At 60.5% G+C, this 16,824-nt stretch carries 16 protein-coding genes and 2 pseudogenes; 16 read left to right on the top strand and 2 right to left on the bottom strand.

From position 1 onward, the window contains the following. From HWV67_RS01775 to HWV67_RS01730, 10 genes are all read left to right on the top strand, one after another. On the top strand, positions 1 to 1,758 hold the full coding sequence (locus HWV67_RS01775; RefSeq protein WP_175649652.1) for a bifunctional alpha/beta hydrolase/class I SAM-dependent methyltransferase: 1,758 nt from the start codon (positions 1 to 3) through the stop codon (positions 1,756 to 1,758). Then, a complete protein-coding gene (locus tag HWV67_RS01770) occupies positions 1,755 to 3,074 on the top strand; it encodes a phosphatase PAP2/dual specificity phosphatase family protein (protein WP_175649651.1) in 1,320 nt (439 codons plus the stop codon). Before HWV67_RS01775 ends, HWV67_RS01770 begins: the two co-directional genes overlap by 4 nt. Further along, entirely contained in the window at positions 3,071 to 3,526 is a 456-nt protein-coding gene (locus HWV67_RS01765; RefSeq protein WP_175649650.1) for a hypothetical protein, read from the top strand. Before HWV67_RS01770 ends, HWV67_RS01765 begins: the two co-directional genes overlap by 4 nt. 10 nt (positions 3,527 to 3,536) lie before the next feature. Then, positions 3,537 to 4,160, top strand: coding sequence for a lysophospholipid acyltransferase family protein (locus HWV67_RS01760; RefSeq protein ID WP_175649649.1), 624 nt, complete (start codon positions 3,537 to 3,539; stop codon positions 4,158 to 4,160). 1 nt (position 4,161) lies between these two features. Beyond that, positions 4,162 to 5,094 (top strand): phosphatidate cytidylyltransferase, encoded by a 933-nt coding sequence (locus tag HWV67_RS01755; RefSeq protein WP_175649648.1) that lies wholly within the window; start codon positions 4,162 to 4,164, stop codon positions 5,092 to 5,094. A 291-nt stretch (positions 5,095 to 5,385) separates the two neighbouring features. After that, the gene (hpaD, locus tag HWV67_RS01750) at positions 5,386 to 6,306 is read left to right on the top strand and encodes a 3,4-dihydroxyphenylacetate 2,3-dioxygenase (RefSeq protein WP_175649647.1); all 921 of its coding nucleotides are present in this window, start codon (positions 5,386 to 5,388) and stop codon (positions 6,304 to 6,306) included. Positions 6,307 to 6,539: 233 nt separating this feature from the next. Beyond that, positions 6,540 to 7,838 carry an NAD(P)/FAD-dependent oxidoreductase gene (locus tag HWV67_RS01745; protein WP_175649646.1) on the top strand — a complete coding sequence of 433 codons (1,299 nt, stop codon included), beginning with the start codon at positions 6,540 to 6,542 and terminating at the stop codon, positions 7,836 to 7,838. 187 nt (positions 7,839 to 8,025) lie between these two features. After that, positions 8,026 to 9,009, top strand: a complete 984-nt coding sequence (locus HWV67_RS01740) for a DUF1852 domain-containing protein (protein WP_175649645.1) — start codon at positions 8,026 to 8,028, stop codon at positions 9,007 to 9,009. Between the two features lie 27 nt (positions 9,010 to 9,036). Further along, the gene (locus HWV67_RS01735) at positions 9,037 to 10,071 is read left to right on the top strand and encodes a methionine synthase (protein WP_175649644.1); all 1,035 of its coding nucleotides are present in this window, start codon (positions 9,037 to 9,039) and stop codon (positions 10,069 to 10,071) included. A gap of 34 nt (positions 10,072 to 10,105) precedes the next feature. Beyond that, complete coding sequence (locus HWV67_RS01730) at positions 10,106 to 10,621, top strand: flavin reductase family protein (protein WP_175649643.1); 516 nt, start codon at positions 10,106 to 10,108, stop codon at positions 10,619 to 10,621. Between the two features lie 51 nt (positions 10,622 to 10,672). Here the strand turns inward: HWV67_RS01730 and HWV67_RS31970 are convergent. Together HWV67_RS31970 and HWV67_RS31965 are read right to left on the bottom strand one after the other, a co-directional pair. Then, positions 10,673 to 10,858: pseudogene (locus HWV67_RS31970) on the bottom strand (methyl-accepting chemotaxis protein); the annotation flags it as partial. A gap of 102 nt (positions 10,859 to 10,960) precedes the next feature. Next, a pseudogene (locus HWV67_RS31965) lies at positions 10,961 to 11,176 on the bottom strand (PAS domain-containing protein); the annotation flags it as partial. A gap of 1,116 nt (positions 11,177 to 12,292) precedes the next feature. On the opposite strand from HWV67_RS31965, the gene HWV67_RS31960 reads away from it, so the two are divergent. From HWV67_RS31960 to HWV67_RS01695, 6 genes are all read left to right on the top strand, one after another. Continuing rightward, the gene (locus HWV67_RS31960; RefSeq protein ID WP_175649641.1) at positions 12,293 to 12,721 is read left to right on the top strand and encodes a cysteine peptidase family C39 domain-containing protein; all 429 of its coding nucleotides are present in this window, start codon (positions 12,293 to 12,295) and stop codon (positions 12,719 to 12,721) included. After that, the gene (locus tag HWV67_RS01715; RefSeq protein ID WP_175649640.1) at positions 12,709 to 13,482 is read left to right on the top strand and encodes a pesticin C-terminus-like muramidase; all 774 of its coding nucleotides are present in this window, start codon (positions 12,709 to 12,711) and stop codon (positions 13,480 to 13,482) included. Before HWV67_RS31960 ends, HWV67_RS01715 begins: the two co-directional genes overlap by 13 nt. Positions 13,483 to 13,491: 9 nt before the next feature. After that, positions 13,492 to 14,016 carry a hypothetical protein gene (locus tag HWV67_RS01710; RefSeq protein ID WP_175649639.1) on the top strand — a complete coding sequence of 175 codons (525 nt, stop codon included), beginning with the start codon at positions 13,492 to 13,494 and terminating at the stop codon, positions 14,014 to 14,016. Next, complete coding sequence (locus HWV67_RS01705; protein WP_175649638.1) at positions 14,013 to 14,876, top strand: Fic family protein; 864 nt, start codon at positions 14,013 to 14,015, stop codon at positions 14,874 to 14,876. The genes HWV67_RS01710 and HWV67_RS01705 overlap by 4 nt, the downstream gene beginning before the upstream one ends. A 234-nt stretch (positions 14,877 to 15,110) precedes the next feature. Next, complete coding sequence (locus tag HWV67_RS01700) at positions 15,111 to 16,367, top strand: MFS transporter (protein WP_175649637.1); 1,257 nt, start codon at positions 15,111 to 15,113, stop codon at positions 16,365 to 16,367. Beyond that, on the top strand, positions 16,367 to 16,813 hold the full coding sequence (locus HWV67_RS01695; protein WP_175649636.1) for a GlcG/HbpS family heme-binding protein: 447 nt from the start codon (positions 16,367 to 16,369) through the stop codon (positions 16,811 to 16,813). Before HWV67_RS01700 ends, HWV67_RS01695 begins: the two co-directional genes overlap by 1 nt. Positions 16,814 to 16,824 lie beyond the last annotated feature (11 nt).

Raw genomic sequence — 16,824 nt, 5'->3', positions numbered from 1 at the left:
ATGCGCCAGGCGCAATCGCTGCACTTCACCACCCATGACGGCGTCGAGCTGTATTACCGCCACTGGCCGGCGCAACGCGAGCCGGGCCAGCCGAAACGCGCGCTGGTGATGTTCCACCGCGGCCACGAACACGGCGGGCGCATGGCCCATCTGGTGGATGAGCTCAACCTGCCCGACCACGACTTCTTCGCCTGGGACGCCCGCGGTCACGGCCAGTCCCCCGGCACCCGCGGCGACAGCCCCGGCTTCGCCACCAGCGTGCGCGACGTGCAGACCTTCATCGAACACATCACCCGCCAGCACGACATCGCCGAGCAAGACATGGCCATACTGGCGCAAAGCGTCGGCGCGGTGCTGATCGCCACCTGGGCCCACGACTATGCGCCGAAGGTGCGCTGCCTGGTGCTCGCCTCGCCGGCCTTCAGTATCAAGCTCTACGTGCCCTTCGCCCGCCCCGGCCTGAAACTGCTGCGGGCCTGGCGCGGCAACTTCTTCGTCAACAGCTACGTCAAGCCAGCGCTGCTCAGCCATGACCCGGAGCGGGTGATGTCCTACACCAGTGACCCGCTGATCACCCGGCCAATCTCGGTGAACATGCTGCTCGGGCTGTATGAAGCCGCCGACCGTGTGGTGGCCGATGCCCAGGCGATCCAGATCCCGACCCAGGTGCTGATTTCCGGCGCCGACGTGGTGGTCCGGCGCAAACCGCAGGAACAGTTTTTCGACCGCCTCGGCACCCTGCACAAGGAAAAGCACATCCTCCCCGGCTTCTTCCACGACACCCTCGGCGAGCGCGATCGCGCCCATGCCCTGGCGCGGATCCGGCGTTTTGTCAGCCAGTGCTTCCAGCAGCCGGTCGAGCGACCTTCGCTGCTCGATGCCGACCGCCAGGGCGCCAGTTGCGCCGAGGCGGAAAGCCTCGCCGCACCGTTGCCCAAGTACTCACCGCGCAACCTCTACTGGCAAGCCACCCGCGCCTCACTGCGCCTGGGCAAGCAGTTGTCCGAAGGGGTCAAGCTCGGTTTCGACACCGGCTTCGACTCCGGCAGCACCCTGGACTACGTCTACCGCAACCAGCCCACCGGCAAGGGCAAGCTCGGCCAGCTGGTGGACCGCAACTACCTCGATGCCATCGGCTGGCGCGGCATCCGCCAGCGCAAGCTGCACGCCGAGGAGCTGCTGCGCAACGCCATCGAACGCCTGCGCCAGCAGGGCCGTCCGGTGCATATCGTCGATATCGCCGCTGGCCATGGCCGCTACATCCTCGAAGCGCTTCAAGGGCTGGAACAACGCCCCGACTCGATCCTGCTGCGCGACTACAGCGAACTCAACGTCACCCAGGGCAATGCCCTGATCAGCGAGAAAGGTCTGGGCGACATTGCCCGCTTCGTCCAGGGCGATGCCTTCGACCGCGCCTCGCTCGCCGCCCTTGACCCCAAACCCACCCTGGCGGTGGTTTCCGGGCTGTATGAACTGTTCCCCGACAACGACCTGGTGCGCACGTCGCTGGCCGGCCTTGCCGAGGCGATCGAAGACGGCGGCTACCTGGTCTACACCGGCCAGCCGTGGCACCCGCAACTGGAGATGATCGCCCGCGCGCTGACCAGCCATCGCGGCGGCGAAGCCTGGGTCATGCGGCGGCGCAGCCAGGCGGAAATGGATCAGTTGGTCCAGGCGGCGGGCTTTCGCAAGCTGGAACAGCGCATCGATGAATGGGGCATCTTCAGCGTCAGCCTCGCCCAGCGGGTGCGCGAATGAGCGTACCCCGCGAGCCCGGCCTGATTCGCCGTGGCGTGCTCTGGCTGTTGTTGCTCGGCCCGCTGTTCTTCATCAGCTACGGCCTGAGCAACAGCTTCACCGCCCAACGCGACGATGTCGGCAGCCTGGTGTTCGCCTGGGAGCGGCACGTGCCGCTGTGGTCGTGGACGATCATTCCGTACTGGTCCATCGACCTGCTCTACGGCTTGTCCTTCCTGGTGCCGCGCACCCGTGGCGAAATGGACCGTCACGCCCTGCGCCTGCTCAGCGCCCAACTCATCTGCATCGTTTGCTTCCTGCTCTGGCCACTGCGCTTCACCTTCGAACGCCCGGAACTGGATGGCGTATTCGGCTGGCTGTTCGATGTGCTGATGGGCTTCGACAAGCCCTACAACCAGGCGCCCTCGCTGCACATCGCCCTGCTAGTGGTGATCTGGGCGATGTTCACCCGGCATACCCGCGGCGTGTTGCTGCGCGGGACGCTGCATGTGTGGATGGTGCTGATCGGCCTGTCGGTACTGACCACCTGGCAACACCATTTCATCGACCTGCCCACCGGCGCGCTCGCCGGTTTCCTCTGCCTCTGGCTGTGGCCACGGGAAGGCCCCTCGCCCCTGCACCTCACTCGTTTACCCGACACGCCGGAGCACTATCGTCTGGCCTGGCGCTATGCGCTCGGTGCCGCGCTGCTGGCGGGCGCGGCATTCGTCCTCAAGGGCGGCTGGCTGTGGCTGCTGTGGCCCGGACTGGCGGCGCTGATGGTGGCGCTGAATTACTTGCTGTTCGGCGCCGGCGGCTTTCAGAAACGCGCCGATGGCACCCAGCCGTGCGCCGTGCGCTGGTTGCTGGCGCCGTACCTTGCGGTGGCCTGGATCAATTCGCGGCTGTGGACCCGGCGTCACCCGCAAGCCGACGAGGTCTGCGACGGGGTGTTCCTCGGACGCCTGCCGGCGCGGGGCGAAGCCACGGCATTCGCCGCAGTGGTCGACCTGTGCGCCGAGCTGCCGATAAGGGTCATCCCCGGTCAGCACTACCGCAGCCTGCCGAACCTCGATCTGGTGGCGCCGGAACAGGCGCTGTGCCGTGAAGCAGCGGCCGTCATCGAAACCCTGCGCGGCCACGGCCCGCTGCTGGTCTGCTGCGCCCTGGGCTACTCGCGCAGCGCCTGCGCCGTGGCGGCGTGGCTGCTGCTCAGCGGGCGCTGCGCCGATGTCGCCGGCGCCGAAATCGTGATTCGCCGCGCCCGTCCCGGTGTGGTCCTGCACCCGGCGCACCGGCGCCTACTGGAAAGCCTGCAACCCGGAGCCTGTCCATGAGCGAAGATGCCCAGCTTGCCTTGGCCTCGCGCCTGCTCGCGCGCGGCCCACAGATCGAGCGTCTGTCCGACGGCATCAGCCTGCTGGCCCTGGCCTACGGGCTGGCGCCGCTGCTGATCGCCGCCAACCACCCGCAACTGGCAAGCCTGATCTGCGCCGTACTGGTGCTGCTCGGTATCGCGCAGAAGTATTTCGCCCTGCGGGTCGCCCTCGATGCCGACCTGATCGCCAACCTCGCCAACGACGCCGGGCGCCTGAGCAGCCGCACGCGGGCGCTGGACCAGGCCCTTCACGAACTCGGCCTGAAACCCGCCGCCGGCCGCGAGCGCGACTGGCCGTCACGCTGCCGCGGCGCTTTGCGCCTGCTGCGCGGCCAGGCATTGTGCGTGGGGTTGCAGGTCTTCCTCGCCGTGCTCACGCTGCTTTCCCTGCCCTGGCTTCCGGCCGCATAAGGACGTTTTCATGCTTGCTGCCTTCACCGCCTTCCTCATCACCTCCTTCGCCCGCCTGGTCACCGGCGCTCGCGCCCTGTGGCTGGGCTGCAGCCCGCTGCCGGTGCAGCGGCTGTATTTCGCCAACCACAGCAGCCACGGCGACTTCGTGCTGATCTGGGCCTCGCTGCCCGAACCGCTGCGCCAGCGCACCCGCCCGGTGGCCGGCGCCGACTACTGGCTCAAACCCGGTGTGCGCAATTTCTTGATCAGCAAGGTGTTCAACGGTGTGCTGCTGGACCGCCAGCGCAGCGGGCCCGAGGCCGACCCGCTGCAACCGGTCAAGGATGCCCTGGCCCAGGGCGACTCGCTGATCTTCTTCCCCGAAGGCACGCGCAACCTCGGCGACGAGCCGTTGCTGCCGTTCAAAAGCGGCCTGTTTCATCTCGCCGCCGCGCAGCCGCAAGTCGAACTGGTGCCGGTGTGGATCGCCAACCTCAATCGCGTCATGCCGAAGGGCCGCACCCTGCCGCTGCCGCTGCTGTGCACCTTGAGCTTCGGCGAACCGCTGCAACTTGCGCCGGACGAAAGCAAACAGGCTTTTCTTGAGCGCGCCAGCCACGCCCTGCTGGCCCTCGCGCCGAAGGAGGTCTGAAATGGAACACAACACCTGGCCCCTGTTCGCCGGCATCGGCGCCCTGCTCCTGCTCGCCAGCCTGATCGGCCGCCTGCTGAAATGGCGCGCCGGCCCCGGCCCGCACGCGGTGATCGACAATCTCAACGCCCGCATCGACGCCTGGTGGGTGATGGTGCTGGTCATCGGCCTGGCCTTCATCTTCGGCAAGACCGGGGTGATCGTGCTGTTCTACCTGGTGTCGTTCTACGCCCTGCGCGAGTTCATCACCCTGACCCCGACCCGCCGCAGCGACTACCCGGCGCTGGTGCTGGCGTTCTACGTCGCGCTGCCCGGCCAATACCTGCTGATCGGTTTCGACTGGTACGGGCTTTTCAGCATTTTCATCCCGGTCTACCTGTTCCTCCTGCTGCCGATCCTGGCCAGCCTCGGCGGCGACACCACGCGCTTCCTCGAACGCGCCTCGAAGGTCCAGTGGGGGTTGATGATCGCGGTCTACTGCGTGTCCTCGGTGCCGGCGCTGATGACCCTCGATATCCCCGGCTATGAAGGCCGCAACCTGCTGCTGATCGCCTGGCTGATCCTGGTGGTGCAGATCAGCGATGTGCTGCAGTACGTCTGCGGCAAGCTGTTCGGCAAGCGCAAGGTGGCGCCGCGGCTGTCACCGTCCAAGACCCTCGAAGGCCTGCTGGGCGGCGTGTTCCTGGCGACGCTGATTGGCGCAGCGCTGTACTGGATCACCCCGTTCAACATGTGGCAGGCGGCGCTGATGGCGCTGGTGGTCAACGTCATGGGCTTCTTCGGCGGGCTGGTGATGTCGGCGATCAAGCGTGATCGCGGGGTCAAGGACTGGGGGCACATGATCGAGGGCCACGGCGGCATGCTCGACCGCATGGATTCGGTGTGCTTCGCCGCGCCGATCTTCTTTCATTTCGTGCGTTACTGGTGGGCCTAAGCTCTGTATGAAAAGCCCCTTTCAGGGCAGCTGCCGTTCGGCGACTTCCCGTGCACCGCACGGGAAGCAGCTGGCAAGCTGAATCAAATGATTGGCAGAGGCAGGCAAGCAACACCTGCGGCAATGGCGTCCAATGGGCAGCCCGCATTTCCAGACGAAGGATGTGCCAGGCCCAATCGACGAGAGCCATGACCCCGCCGCGGGTGCCAATGGCCGGTATCGCCTGCGTGCCAACATCCCGATAATCGACGCGCCCCGCCAAAGAGGGCGTCTGCCACCAGGAGAACCGTCATGGGCACACTTGCTCTGGCTGCCAAGATCACCCACGTCCCTTCGATGTACCTGTCCGAACTGCCGGGCCCGCGCCAGGGCTATCGCCAGGCCGCCATCGACGGCCACAAAGAGATTTCCCGCCGCTGCCGCGAACTCGGCGTCGACACCCTGGTGGTCTTCGACACGCACTGGCTGGTCAACGCCAACTACCACATCAACTGCGCGCCGCACTTCAAGGGCACCTACACCAGCAACGAGCTGCCGCACTTCATCGCCAACATGGACTACGAAGTGCCGGGCAACGACGTGCTGGGCCGCCTGCTGGCCGAGGAATGCAACCGCCAGGGCGTCGAAACCATGGCCCACGACGCCACCAGCCTCGGCCCGGAATACGGCACCCTGGTGCCGATGCGCTACATGAACGCCGACCAGCACTTCAAGGTGGTTTCGGTCTCGGCCCTGTGCACCTCCCACTACCTGAACGACAGCGCGCGCCTGGGCTGGGCGATGCGCAAGGCCGTGGAAGAGCACTACGACGGCACCGTGGCGTTCCTCGCCAGCGGGTCGCTGTCGCACCGTTTCGCCCAGAACGGCCAGGCGCCGGAATTCGCCGACAAGGTCTGGAGCCCGTTCCTGGAAACTCTCGACCACCGTGTCGTGCAGATGTGGGAAAACGGCGAGTGGGACGCCTTCTGCACCATGCTCCCGGAGTACGCGGTGAAGGGTCACGGCGAAGGCTTCATGCACGACACCGCGATGCTGCTGGGTGCGCTGGGCTGGTCGAAGTACGACGGCAAGGCCGACGTGGTCACCCCGTATTTCGGCTCGTCCGCCACCGGCCAGATCAACGCGATCTTCCCGGTCACCCCGCAGGACGGCTCCGCCGTTCCGGCAGCCCAGGCTTCCTCGGGCCAACTGGCCGCCGTCGGCCGCCTGTAACACCGTCAGCGCGACAGTCCGCTACGCCGGGCTGTCGCGAAGGGCTCTCTCTCAGCCCGCAACGTCACGCCCTCCTCCTCGCCCTCCCCACAAAAAATCTGGCAGCCCCGATCAAAACTGCCAGCAGGCTGAATCAAGAACCTATCGTTCGTTAGGCATTTAATGCAAAGTGTAACTGGCGCTCCAGACGCCCCTTGCTGCCTCAGCCAACTCCAACTATTCAGGCCGCCCCCATGATCAACATCGAAACGCCCACCTATTACACCGCGACCAAGAAATACAACCTCAGCTTCCCGATCCTGGAAAACGATATCGAGGCCGATGTCGTGGTGATCGGCGGCGGTTTCTCCGGTATCAACACCGCCCTGGAGCTGGCCGAGAAAGGCATCACCAACACCGTGGTGCTGGAGGGACGCTACCTGGGCTTCGGCGGCACCGGGCGCAATGGCGGGCAGATCATGGCGGGCATCGGCCACGACCTGGAGAAAATCAGGAGCAGCGTCGGCGAGAAGGGCCTGCAGGAAATCTTCGAGATCAGCGAACTGGGCGCCGGCATCATCAAGGACCGGATCGCCAAGTACGACATCGATGCCGACTTCTGCCACGGCTACGGCTACATGGGCTTCAACGCACGCCAGGAAAAGACCCTGCGTACCTGGGAAAAAGAATTCAAGAAGGTCAACAACAAGGACGAAATCCGCTTCCTCGGCGGCTCCGAGGTCAAGCAGATCATCGGCTCCGACGCGTACGGCAGCGCCCTGCTGCACATGGGCGGCGGCCATGTGCACTCGCTGAACCTGCTGCTCGGTGAAGCCAAGGCCCTGGTCGGCCATGGCGTGCGCATCTTCGAACACAGCGCCGCGCTGGAAGTCACCTACGGCGAGAAAATCACCGTGCGTACCGGCCGTGGTTCGGTCAAGGCCAGCAAGTTGCTGTGGGCCTGCGACAGCTTCCTCAACAAGCTGGAGCCGGAACTGCACAGCCGCACCATCAACACCTACGCCTTCCAGTTGATGACCGAACCGCTGTCGGACGAGATGATCCAGCGCATCAGCCCGATCCGCGGCGCCTACAGCGATATCCGACCGGTGATCGACTACTACCGGGTCACCAACGAAAACCGCCTGCTGTTCGGCGCGGCCACGCCCTTCATCGAGCACATCCCCAACGACCTGAAAGCCTGGAACCGCGCGCTGATGCTGAAGATCTTCCCGTACCTGAAGGACGTGAAGATCGACCTCGCCTGGGGCGGCCCGATGGCCACCAGCGCCAACCTGTTCCCACAGATCGGCACGCTCAGCGGGCGGCCGAATGCGTTCTATGTGCAGGGCTATTCCGGGTTTGGCGTAACCCCGAGCCACATCATCTGCAAGATCCTCGCGGAGGGCATGGCGGAAGGCTCGAGCCGTTATGACCTGATCAGCTCGGTGAAACATGCGCGGATCATCGGCAAGGACAATTTCCGGCCGCTGATTCTCAGTGCAGGGAAGACGGTGCATCAGGTGTCGGGGTTCTTCAACGGGCGGCGTTGAAGGCTTCGCTGCAATCAACCGCGCACCAGATCATGAATATGACTAAAGATGCGGTGAAACCAATTCAATTCCATTCATCCAGGGGCTGAGGATAGAATTATTCTCAATTGGAAAGCACATAGATACCACTGAGTGAGCGCCTGAATATATTCAGGCGCTCACTCGGAAATAAGGACATCCGCCCCCGATGAACAACGCGTTTACTTTTACCGTCAACAGTATTTGTTTCGACGAAAATTATCGCCCCGCCGAAAACACCCGCACTACAACCAACTTTGCCAACCTCGCCAAAGGTCAGAATCGCCAGGAAAACTTGCGCAATGCGCTGACCATGATCGACAACCGCTTCAATGCGTTGGCGCACTGGGATAACCCCAAAGGCGATCGCTACACCGTCGAACTCGAGATCATTTCCGTCGAGATGAATGTTGGCGTTGAAAGTAGCGGTAGCTCGCTGCCCCTGATCGAAATTCTGAAGACAACCATCGTTGATCTGAAAACCAACGAGCGCATCGAAGGCATTGTCGGGAATAACTTCTCCTCCTACGTGCGAGACTATGACTTCAGCGTGTTGCTGCTGGAGCACAACAAAGATCAGCAGGGTTTCAGCACCCCCAACAATTTTGGCGATCTTCATGGAAAGCTGTTCAAGCACTTCGTGAATTCGAGTGCTTTCAAGGAGCATTTCACCAAGCCGCCGGTCATTTGCCTGAGTGTTTCGAGCAGCAAAACCTACCACCGAACTGAAAACCAGCACCCTGTCCTAGGTATCGAATACCTGCAGGATGAATACTCATTGACCGATGAGTACTTCAATAAAATGGGTTTGAAAGTTCGCTACTTCATGCCGCCGAACAGCGTTGCGCCGCTGGCCTTCTACTTTGCGGGCGACTTGCTGGGTGATTACTCCAACCTGGAGTTGATCAGTACCATCAGCACCATGGATACCTTCCAGAAGATTTACCGGCCCGAAATCTACAATGCGAACTCTGCTGCCGGCAAATCCTATCAACCCAGCCTGCAGCACCAGGATTACTCATTGACACGTATTGTTTACGACCGGGAAGAACGTAGCCGCCTGGCTATCGAGCAAGGAAAGTTTGCCGAGGAGCACTTCATCAAACCGCACCACGCTGCCCTTGAGCAATTTTCCGCTAATTACGCTCTTTGACCTTTCGACTACACAAGGCTATCCACCGTGAAAAAACTGCTTCCCACCTCAACCGCTGGCAGCTTGCCAAAACCTTCCTGGCTGGCCCAACCGGAGACGCTTTGGTCACCGTGGAAACTGCAAGGTGAAGAACTGATCGAGGGCAAACAAGATGCCCTGCGCCTGTCGTTGCAAGAACAACAACAGGCCGGCATTGATATCGTCAGCGATGGCGAGCAAACGCGCCAACACTTCGTCACCACCTTTATCGAGCACCTCGAAGGCGTCGATTTCGAGAAGCGCGAGACCGTCAGAATCCGTGACCGCTATGACGCGAGCGTACCGACGGTGGTTGGCGCGGTAGCCCGGAAAAAGCCGGTGTTTGTCGAAGACGCCAAATTCCTCCGTCAGCAAACCGGGCAACCCATCAAGTGGGCGTTGCCAGGTCCGATGACCATGATCGACACGCTTTACGACAACCACTACAAAAGCCGCGAAAAACTGGCCTGGGAATTCGCCAAGATCCTCAACCAGGAAGCCCGGGAACTGGAAGCGGCCGGCGTCGACATCATCCAGTTCGACGAGCCCGCTTTTAATGTCTTCTTTGATGAAGTGAATGAATGGGGCGTCGCGACTCTGGAAAGGGCAATTGAAGGCCTGAAGTGCGAGACCGCCGTGCATATTTGCTATGGCTACGGCATCAAGGCCAATACCGACTGGAAAAAGACCCTGGGCTCGGAGTGGCGGCAATACGAAGAAGCCTTCCCCAAGCTGCAGAAATCCAGCATCGATATCGTGTCGCTGGAATGTCACAACTCCCATGTGCCCATGGACCTGATTGAACTCATTCGGGGCAAGAAAGTGATGGTCGGGGCTATCGACGTGGCCAACCACGCTATCGAAACCCCGGAGGAAGTGGCCAATACCCTGCGCAAGGCCCTTCAGTTCGTCGATGCCGACAAGCTCTATCCGTGCACCAACTGCGGCATGGCGCCCCTGCCCCGCCCCGTTGCACGAGGCAAGCTGAATGCGTTGAGCGCAGGTGCGGAAATCGTCCGAAGAGAACTCGCCAACCAGCGCTGAGTTGAACGGCTGCACTCACTATTCAGGATCTGTCATGTCGCTTTCCAGTACGGCTATCGAGCCCTTGCGCTTTCGCGAAGCGCTCGGGCACTACGCATCCGGTATCACGGTGATTACCTCCCAGGTTGAGGGCGAACCGGTTGGTTTTACGTGCCAGTCGTTCTACAGCGTGTCGATGAGTCCGCCGCTGGTTTCATTCAGCGTGAAGTCCAGCGCGTACAGCTATCCGAAAATCCGCCAGGCAGGCCGATTCGTGGTGAATATCCTGTCGGGTGAACAGGTCAGGATTTCCAACCAGTTCGCCCGGCAAGGCACGGACAAGTGGCATGGCGTCGAATGGCAGGAATCGCCGCTGGGTAACCCGATCATTGCCGGCAGCCTGCACTGGCTTGATTGCGAGATTCACGCGGAACATGTCGCGGGTGATCACCTGATCGTGATTGGAGAAGTGAAAGCGTTGAGCCTGCAAGAAACTGCGGCGACGCAGCCATTGCTGTATTTCAAAGGGCAATATTGCAACCTCACCGCAGCTGGCGCGGAGTACGCGTAGCGCTACGTGCGAAGGGCAAGCGGCGCTCCGCTTGCCTGCGCGCCCTCAGCTCAACATCGCCTGAATCTGCTGCGTCGCCTGCCGCGTGCTGTCGGCCAGCTTTTTCACTTCCTCGGCCACTACCGAGAACCCCCGCCCAACCTCCCCCGCCCGCGCCGCCTCGATCGCGGCGTTCAGTGCCAGCAGGTTGGTCTGCTCGGCAATGCTCTTGATCACCCCCACCACCGTGGCGATCTGCGCGTAGGTGGTCTGGTTCTGCGACAGCATCTGCTCATGACTGGCCTGGGCGCTGCGTTCATCGCTGATGTCGCGCACTGCGCCGATCACCCGCAACAACACACCACGCTCGTCACGCACCGCACAGCCGCGCTCACGACACCAGATATAGCCGCGCGACTTGTGGCGCATACGGTACTCGAAGACGTACTCGCCACTGGCGCCAGGCTTGAGAATTTCGCGGTCGAACACCGCCATGATCAGCGGCAGGTCGTCCGGGTGGGTGATGCTGACCTGGGCGTTCCAGCCGTCGGGCAACTCGCTGGGGCTGTAGCCCATCAGCGCCCGGAACTGGTTGGAAATGCGCATGTTGCTGTCGGGGTGCTGCACATCGCCTTGAACCACGCTGATGTCCCAGGTGCCTTCGGTGAGGGTGGATTGCAGTTGCGCCCAGATCGCCGCCTGCTGCTGGTGCGCCTGCAGTTGCTGCGCCTGTTCGCGCAGTGCGTCTTCCAGGTGCTGGCAGCGCTGTTGCAGTTGCCGCGCTTCGTCCCGCGCGGCCTCGTCCTGGCGGTGGGCGTGTTCGAGCTGGTCGGTCAGTTCGCTGCAACGGGCGCGGGCCTCGGCCAGCAAACGCTGGTCCTGCTGGCGTTCGCCGGCCAGCTCGCGCAGGGCCAGGAGCAGCGTCGGGTGGCGCTCCAGTTGCGCGCTGCGCGGCCCGTCCCAGCGCTGACCCTGGCTGATCTGCGTCAGTCCTTGTTCCAGCTCCCGCACCCAATGATCGTTCCTGAAAAACATCAGCGCACACCGTTCGGCAGTGAAACCCCGAGTTGACCGGATTGGCGCAGTGGCGTCTTGCACGCGGGTGCCGAGTGCTTGACCGTCCCTGCCAAGGAACAAGGGGAGTGATGGTCCTGCCAGGTGTTGCATAAAGCTACAAAGATGAGCGGTATCGCGAGCCGGAAAGCGAGTATCACGGCTTTTCATACAGAGCCTACGGCACTTCATTCGAAGTAGAGAATCTTCGTAAGGATCAAACGCTGATAATGCTCAACTAGCGCAAGGTGTGTTCGCTGGCCGCTTACGAAGGGTGGAACTGCAATGCTTATACAGAGCGTGTTTGCCACTAACCCACTCATACATAGCGGTAAATGGCACCATCGGTCAGTAGCCGAAATGTCACAAAAACTTCTCTTGAAGGCTCTATCTCAATGGTTTTAGGGTTGCCTTCCAGAGCGGACGGTCAAGCACAGGATATCTCCAGAATTCCTGCCTTGACACGCTTTTTGAACCATGACCTCACGAGCGGGTTATGGATGAATTACAGGGGACTCATGAAGAGTTCAGCTATAAAGGCATGAGTATGGACGCGTTTTATTTACAGTATCAACAATCAATCTTGAAAGGCCTTGAAAAAACTTCAACCTCTCGCTTCGCTGTGGTCAGAGGATCTCGGTGAAGGCAAAAATACCTTTGATCTATCAAACTACGCGATACGGTTGCGGCTGGGCATGCATCAGGATGTTATTGTGTGCTTTTGATATTAAGCCTTCGATCAAATGCCCCCTCGAGCACAAATTGGCCAGCGGCTGCGCCCCTTGCAGCCTTATGGATCTGAAGCGTGTATTGCAGTCTTACAGAGTAATTACTGTAGGTTACTGCCTTGAGGCTCATGAAATATCTGGGCTACGAGTTCCGAGCATAGTTTTTCTAAAAGAAAGTCACTTTGCAATATTGGCAGAAGTCACAAGTGAGTACTTGATTCTGTTAGACCCTAGAAGAGGGAAGTTTAGAATCTCACATCCCTCGCTCTCAATTCTCTTTGGGGGCGCCGCACTGACCCTCGCCATGTTACCCAGTAAGGAAACTAAATGCGTGAACTAACAGCGAAAGAGTCCTTTCTAATTTGCGGAGGGCAGAGCACAAATTCGACCCTGACGCTTGGCACTCTTTCGATCATCGATACTCAACCATTTGACCCTATAACGCTTCCTGAAGGGACTGTGCCTGATGAAGGGGGTGGTGGTCAGTCTGGCCCTGTAGAAAACCCATACTGCATTACACCCGCGAGAGCTGTGGATAGTAGTTTTTTATCAGAAAACGAAGACGGTCAGCGGCTTAATGCGTATACCCCTGGCGGTGACAGTGGTGTAACTGTCGCTACTGGTGTAGATCTTTTTGGGCGCACGCAACAAAGCATGGCTTCACTTGGATGGCCCCAATCGCTGATAAATCAGCTTCTGCCATACACAACACAACAAGGACTGATTGCACGCGATTATCTCTCAGCCAATCCACTTACGATATCCGCCGACAACGCCAGTCTGATGGACGCCACGGTGTTCGAAGATATTGTTAATGATATCGCCGGTCGTTTTGACGCGGCAGCTTCTTTCGCTGACTTCGACCAGCTTCCTCCTGGAACCCAGACAGTGATCGCTGACATCGCTTACCAATATGGGCCAAACCTGAGGGTAAGAACGCCCAATTTCTGGCAACAAATCACTACTGGAGACTGGAACGCTGCATTGGCGAACTTGCAGGATTTCAATGACCCCTATACCACGCGAAGGCTTAGAGAAGCTGCGCTGCTAGAGAATGATTTAAATCAGTTTATACTCCCAACTCCAAACAACCCCTGCTAAAGGAAAAATATGCGCCCTTTCATCCTTGCTTTAACAGGCGTATTGGTAACTGGTTCTGTTACTGCTTCTGAGGTCTATGACCCCAATGCAGCGCCAAGGCTAGAAAATGGGATCAAGCAGTACTTGGGCGATGAAAAGGGCAATTACGTCGTCCCGGGATGGCTGTTATCCAGACAGGTATATGAATCCCTACAGGTTCCTGGCAACCCCAAGGACGCCCCGGTCCCAACTTTTTCTGACGTTGGCTCGCTAAAACTTCTGCAGGGATGCAGACCACACTCATGCACCGAAAAAGCGGCTGTCATTTATCAGGATCTTAAAGTAGTCGGTGCAGCGATCATAAGCAATAAGTGCGCTAAGACCGCAGGGAAAACATCATGTGACGCGACGTCAACGCTTACGATTTTTGAACACAATCCTATTTCGTTGAGTGACAGTAACGCTAGAAGGATGCTGAGGGCATGGGGCGAATCCAAGCAGAGTGGCATCCCCACCGAGATTTACGCTTTGCGTGCGCCTAAAGGAAAGCCATGAGAGCTCAGCGTTTTTGTCCGCCCAGATACCCGGCGTGGGATGACATATCTCCATACACGCGCTCACTGGTTTTAAAAGCACAACAATCACTACCCAGTTTGAGGAATTTCCATAGAGGGCTGCTGGACGCACCTATTGAGCTTACGCTGTCTAGCCCAGATAGACGCGCCCGGACAACGGGCGTTCTGAAAGTCCTGGAAAGGCCGTTGTCGCAGAGTATGACTGAAAAATATGGGCCGCCCCCGTTAGTGATCGAGAGGACGGTTGTGGAGGAAGACATATTCAAGCGACATTTCTCTGACCTCAGGCATGTCGTAAATCTAACCAGCAAGCAGTTCATAGAACTCATCGAGCACATCGCTTCGTCCATACATGCTGAAGATATAAAGGTCCGAAGAGGCTTCAACGTGATGACGAAGCCGGATAGCCAAGGCGATCATTGGAAGTATTTGAACTGGAGGCTTGTAAAGCGCGAGCTGTTTAATCTCCACGCTTTCATAAAGCAGAGCCAGAGCGTCAACAGTACTGTCTTTCAGGCAGCAGTTTTCTTGGGCGCGTTCAATTGTATACATCCACTAAAAGACGGCAACGGGAGAACTAGCCGGATCATATTCAATGGCATTCTTCAGTTACATACCTCACGACCAGCCTTCTATGTCCCCTTGAAAGAGTTCATGGGGCTCTCGAAGTATGGCTTTGAGCTATCTATGAGAGAGTCGATAATATTTGGTCGCTGGAGTACATTGCTGGTGTATTGCAGCAACATACTTCTAATAATGAATGCAGCAGCCCAAGGCGGTGCTGATTTCGACTGGAAGTCGAACCTCGTGAATTACGCCAAGTATATTTCAGCCAGATGAACTCGAACGTGGCGTGATCGATGGAAGATTTATGGCTGGAATTGCTCATGTTTACTAAGTAATGGGTTCATGGCCTGCAAGATAGGTAGACGTCCATGCCACACAGTTGGCAGGCAAACACATGCAATCGACAGCCTCAGGCAAGACGCCCCCCGCGCAACCGGGTAGAGTCGGGCGCGGCGTTCGCTGGCGGCGGGCTGCCTTGTCCTTTTCCATGCACTGGCGTCCTCGATCGTGAAAGCTGCGCAACCTTCCGGGCCAAACCGCTGGCCCAATGTCCTGCGGGCGTTGCATCACCGCAATTTCCGTCTGTATTTCATCGGCCACGCCGTCTCTACCCTCGGCACCTGGGTGCAAACGGTGGCGCTGTCGTGGCTGGTCTATCGGTTGACCGACTCGGCCGCGCTGCTCGGTATCACCACCTGCGCGACCTTGCTGCCGCAGCTGTTCGTCGGGCCGATCGCCGGGGCCTGGATCGATCGCCACGACAAGCGCCGCCTGCTGATGTTTATCGAAAGCCTGCTCGCGGTGCAGGCGCTGGGGCTGGCGCTGCTGACCTGGCTGGAGCTGATCACGCCGACGCTGATCGTGGTGCTCGCCGCCACCCTCGGCATCCTCAACGCCGTGGACACCCCGCTGCGCCAGTCGTTGCTCAGCCGTCTGGTGGACGACCGCGACGACCTGCCCAACGCCCTGGCCCTCAACGCGATGCTGTTCACCTGCTCGCGCTTCGTCGGTCCGCCGCTGGCCGGCCTGTTGCTGGCGCTCACTGGCGAGGCGCTGTGCTTTGCGCTGAACGCGTTGTCTTACGCCGGGCTGATCTTCGGCCTGTTGGCGATCCGCCTCGCGCCCGGCACAAAAGCCAGCGGCAGTATGCGCAACATGTTCCGCGAGGGCCTCGACTACACGCTGCGCTCGCCCTCGCTGCGCGCACTGATCATCGGCGTGCTGATGGTCAACCTCACCGCCTCTACCTACGCGGTGCTGCTGCCGGTGTTCGCCCGCGACATCTTCGCCGGTGACGCCCGCACCCTCGGCTGGCTGTGGGGCGCCGCCGGGCTCGGCTCGCTGCTCTCCACGGTGCTGCTGGCCGGGCGGCAGAGCGCGGCGAAGCTGCGCGGGCTGATCCTGTTTTCGGCCATCGCCAGCGCCATCGGCCTGCTGCTGTTCGCCAGCAGCCGCACCCTGCCGCTGTCGTTGCTGGCGATGATGATCCTGGGCTTCGGCGTGACCATCAACAACGTCGGCACCAACATCCTTTTGCAAAGCCAGGCGCCGGAAGCGCTGCGCGGCCGGGTGATATCGATCTACACCTCGACCCGTTTCGGTTTCGACGCCATCGGCGGCCTGCTCGCCGGGCTGCTCGCCGCCCATATCGGCGGCCCTTGGGCCATGCACATCGCCGCCGCGCTGCTGTCGGTCTACTGTCTCTGGCAACTGCTTCTGCTGCGCCGGAAACGCCCTGAACATCCCATCGAGGAAACCGCCTAATGAATCCTTTGCTGCGTCAGCAACAGACCATCACCCTGCGCCTGGCCATGCAGGCCCTGGACGCCGCGGTCAGCTTCGCCGAACAGGCTGGCGTGCGCGTCAGCGTGGCGATCCTCGACGCCAGTGGCCAGCCGATCAACAGCGCGCACATGGACGGCGCGCCACGCCCTTGCCAGGCCATCGCGCTGAACAAGGCACTGACCGCCGCAGGTTTCGGTGTCTCCACCCAGGTCTGGGAAGAGCGCTTGCAGAAATGCTCGGCGGCGGTACGCGAGGGCCTGCCGTTGCAGCCAAACCTGGCCTTGTTCGGCGGGGGCGAACCCTTCCTGCTGGACGCTCAGGTGATCGGTGCAATCGGTGTGTCCGGCGCCTCGGAAGCCCAGGACGCCGCTTGCGCCCAGGCCGCCGTGGAGAAGATTCGCGAACTGCTGGACAACGCCCGCTGAGAGGGATGCCA

This window comes from Pseudomonas sp. Marseille-P9899, assembly GCF_903166565.1.
GTDB classification, from domain to species: Bacteria; Pseudomonadota; Gammaproteobacteria; order Pseudomonadales; family Pseudomonadaceae; genus Aquipseudomonas; species Aquipseudomonas huaxiensis.
This window is presented reverse-complemented; position numbering and strand designations above follow the sequence as displayed.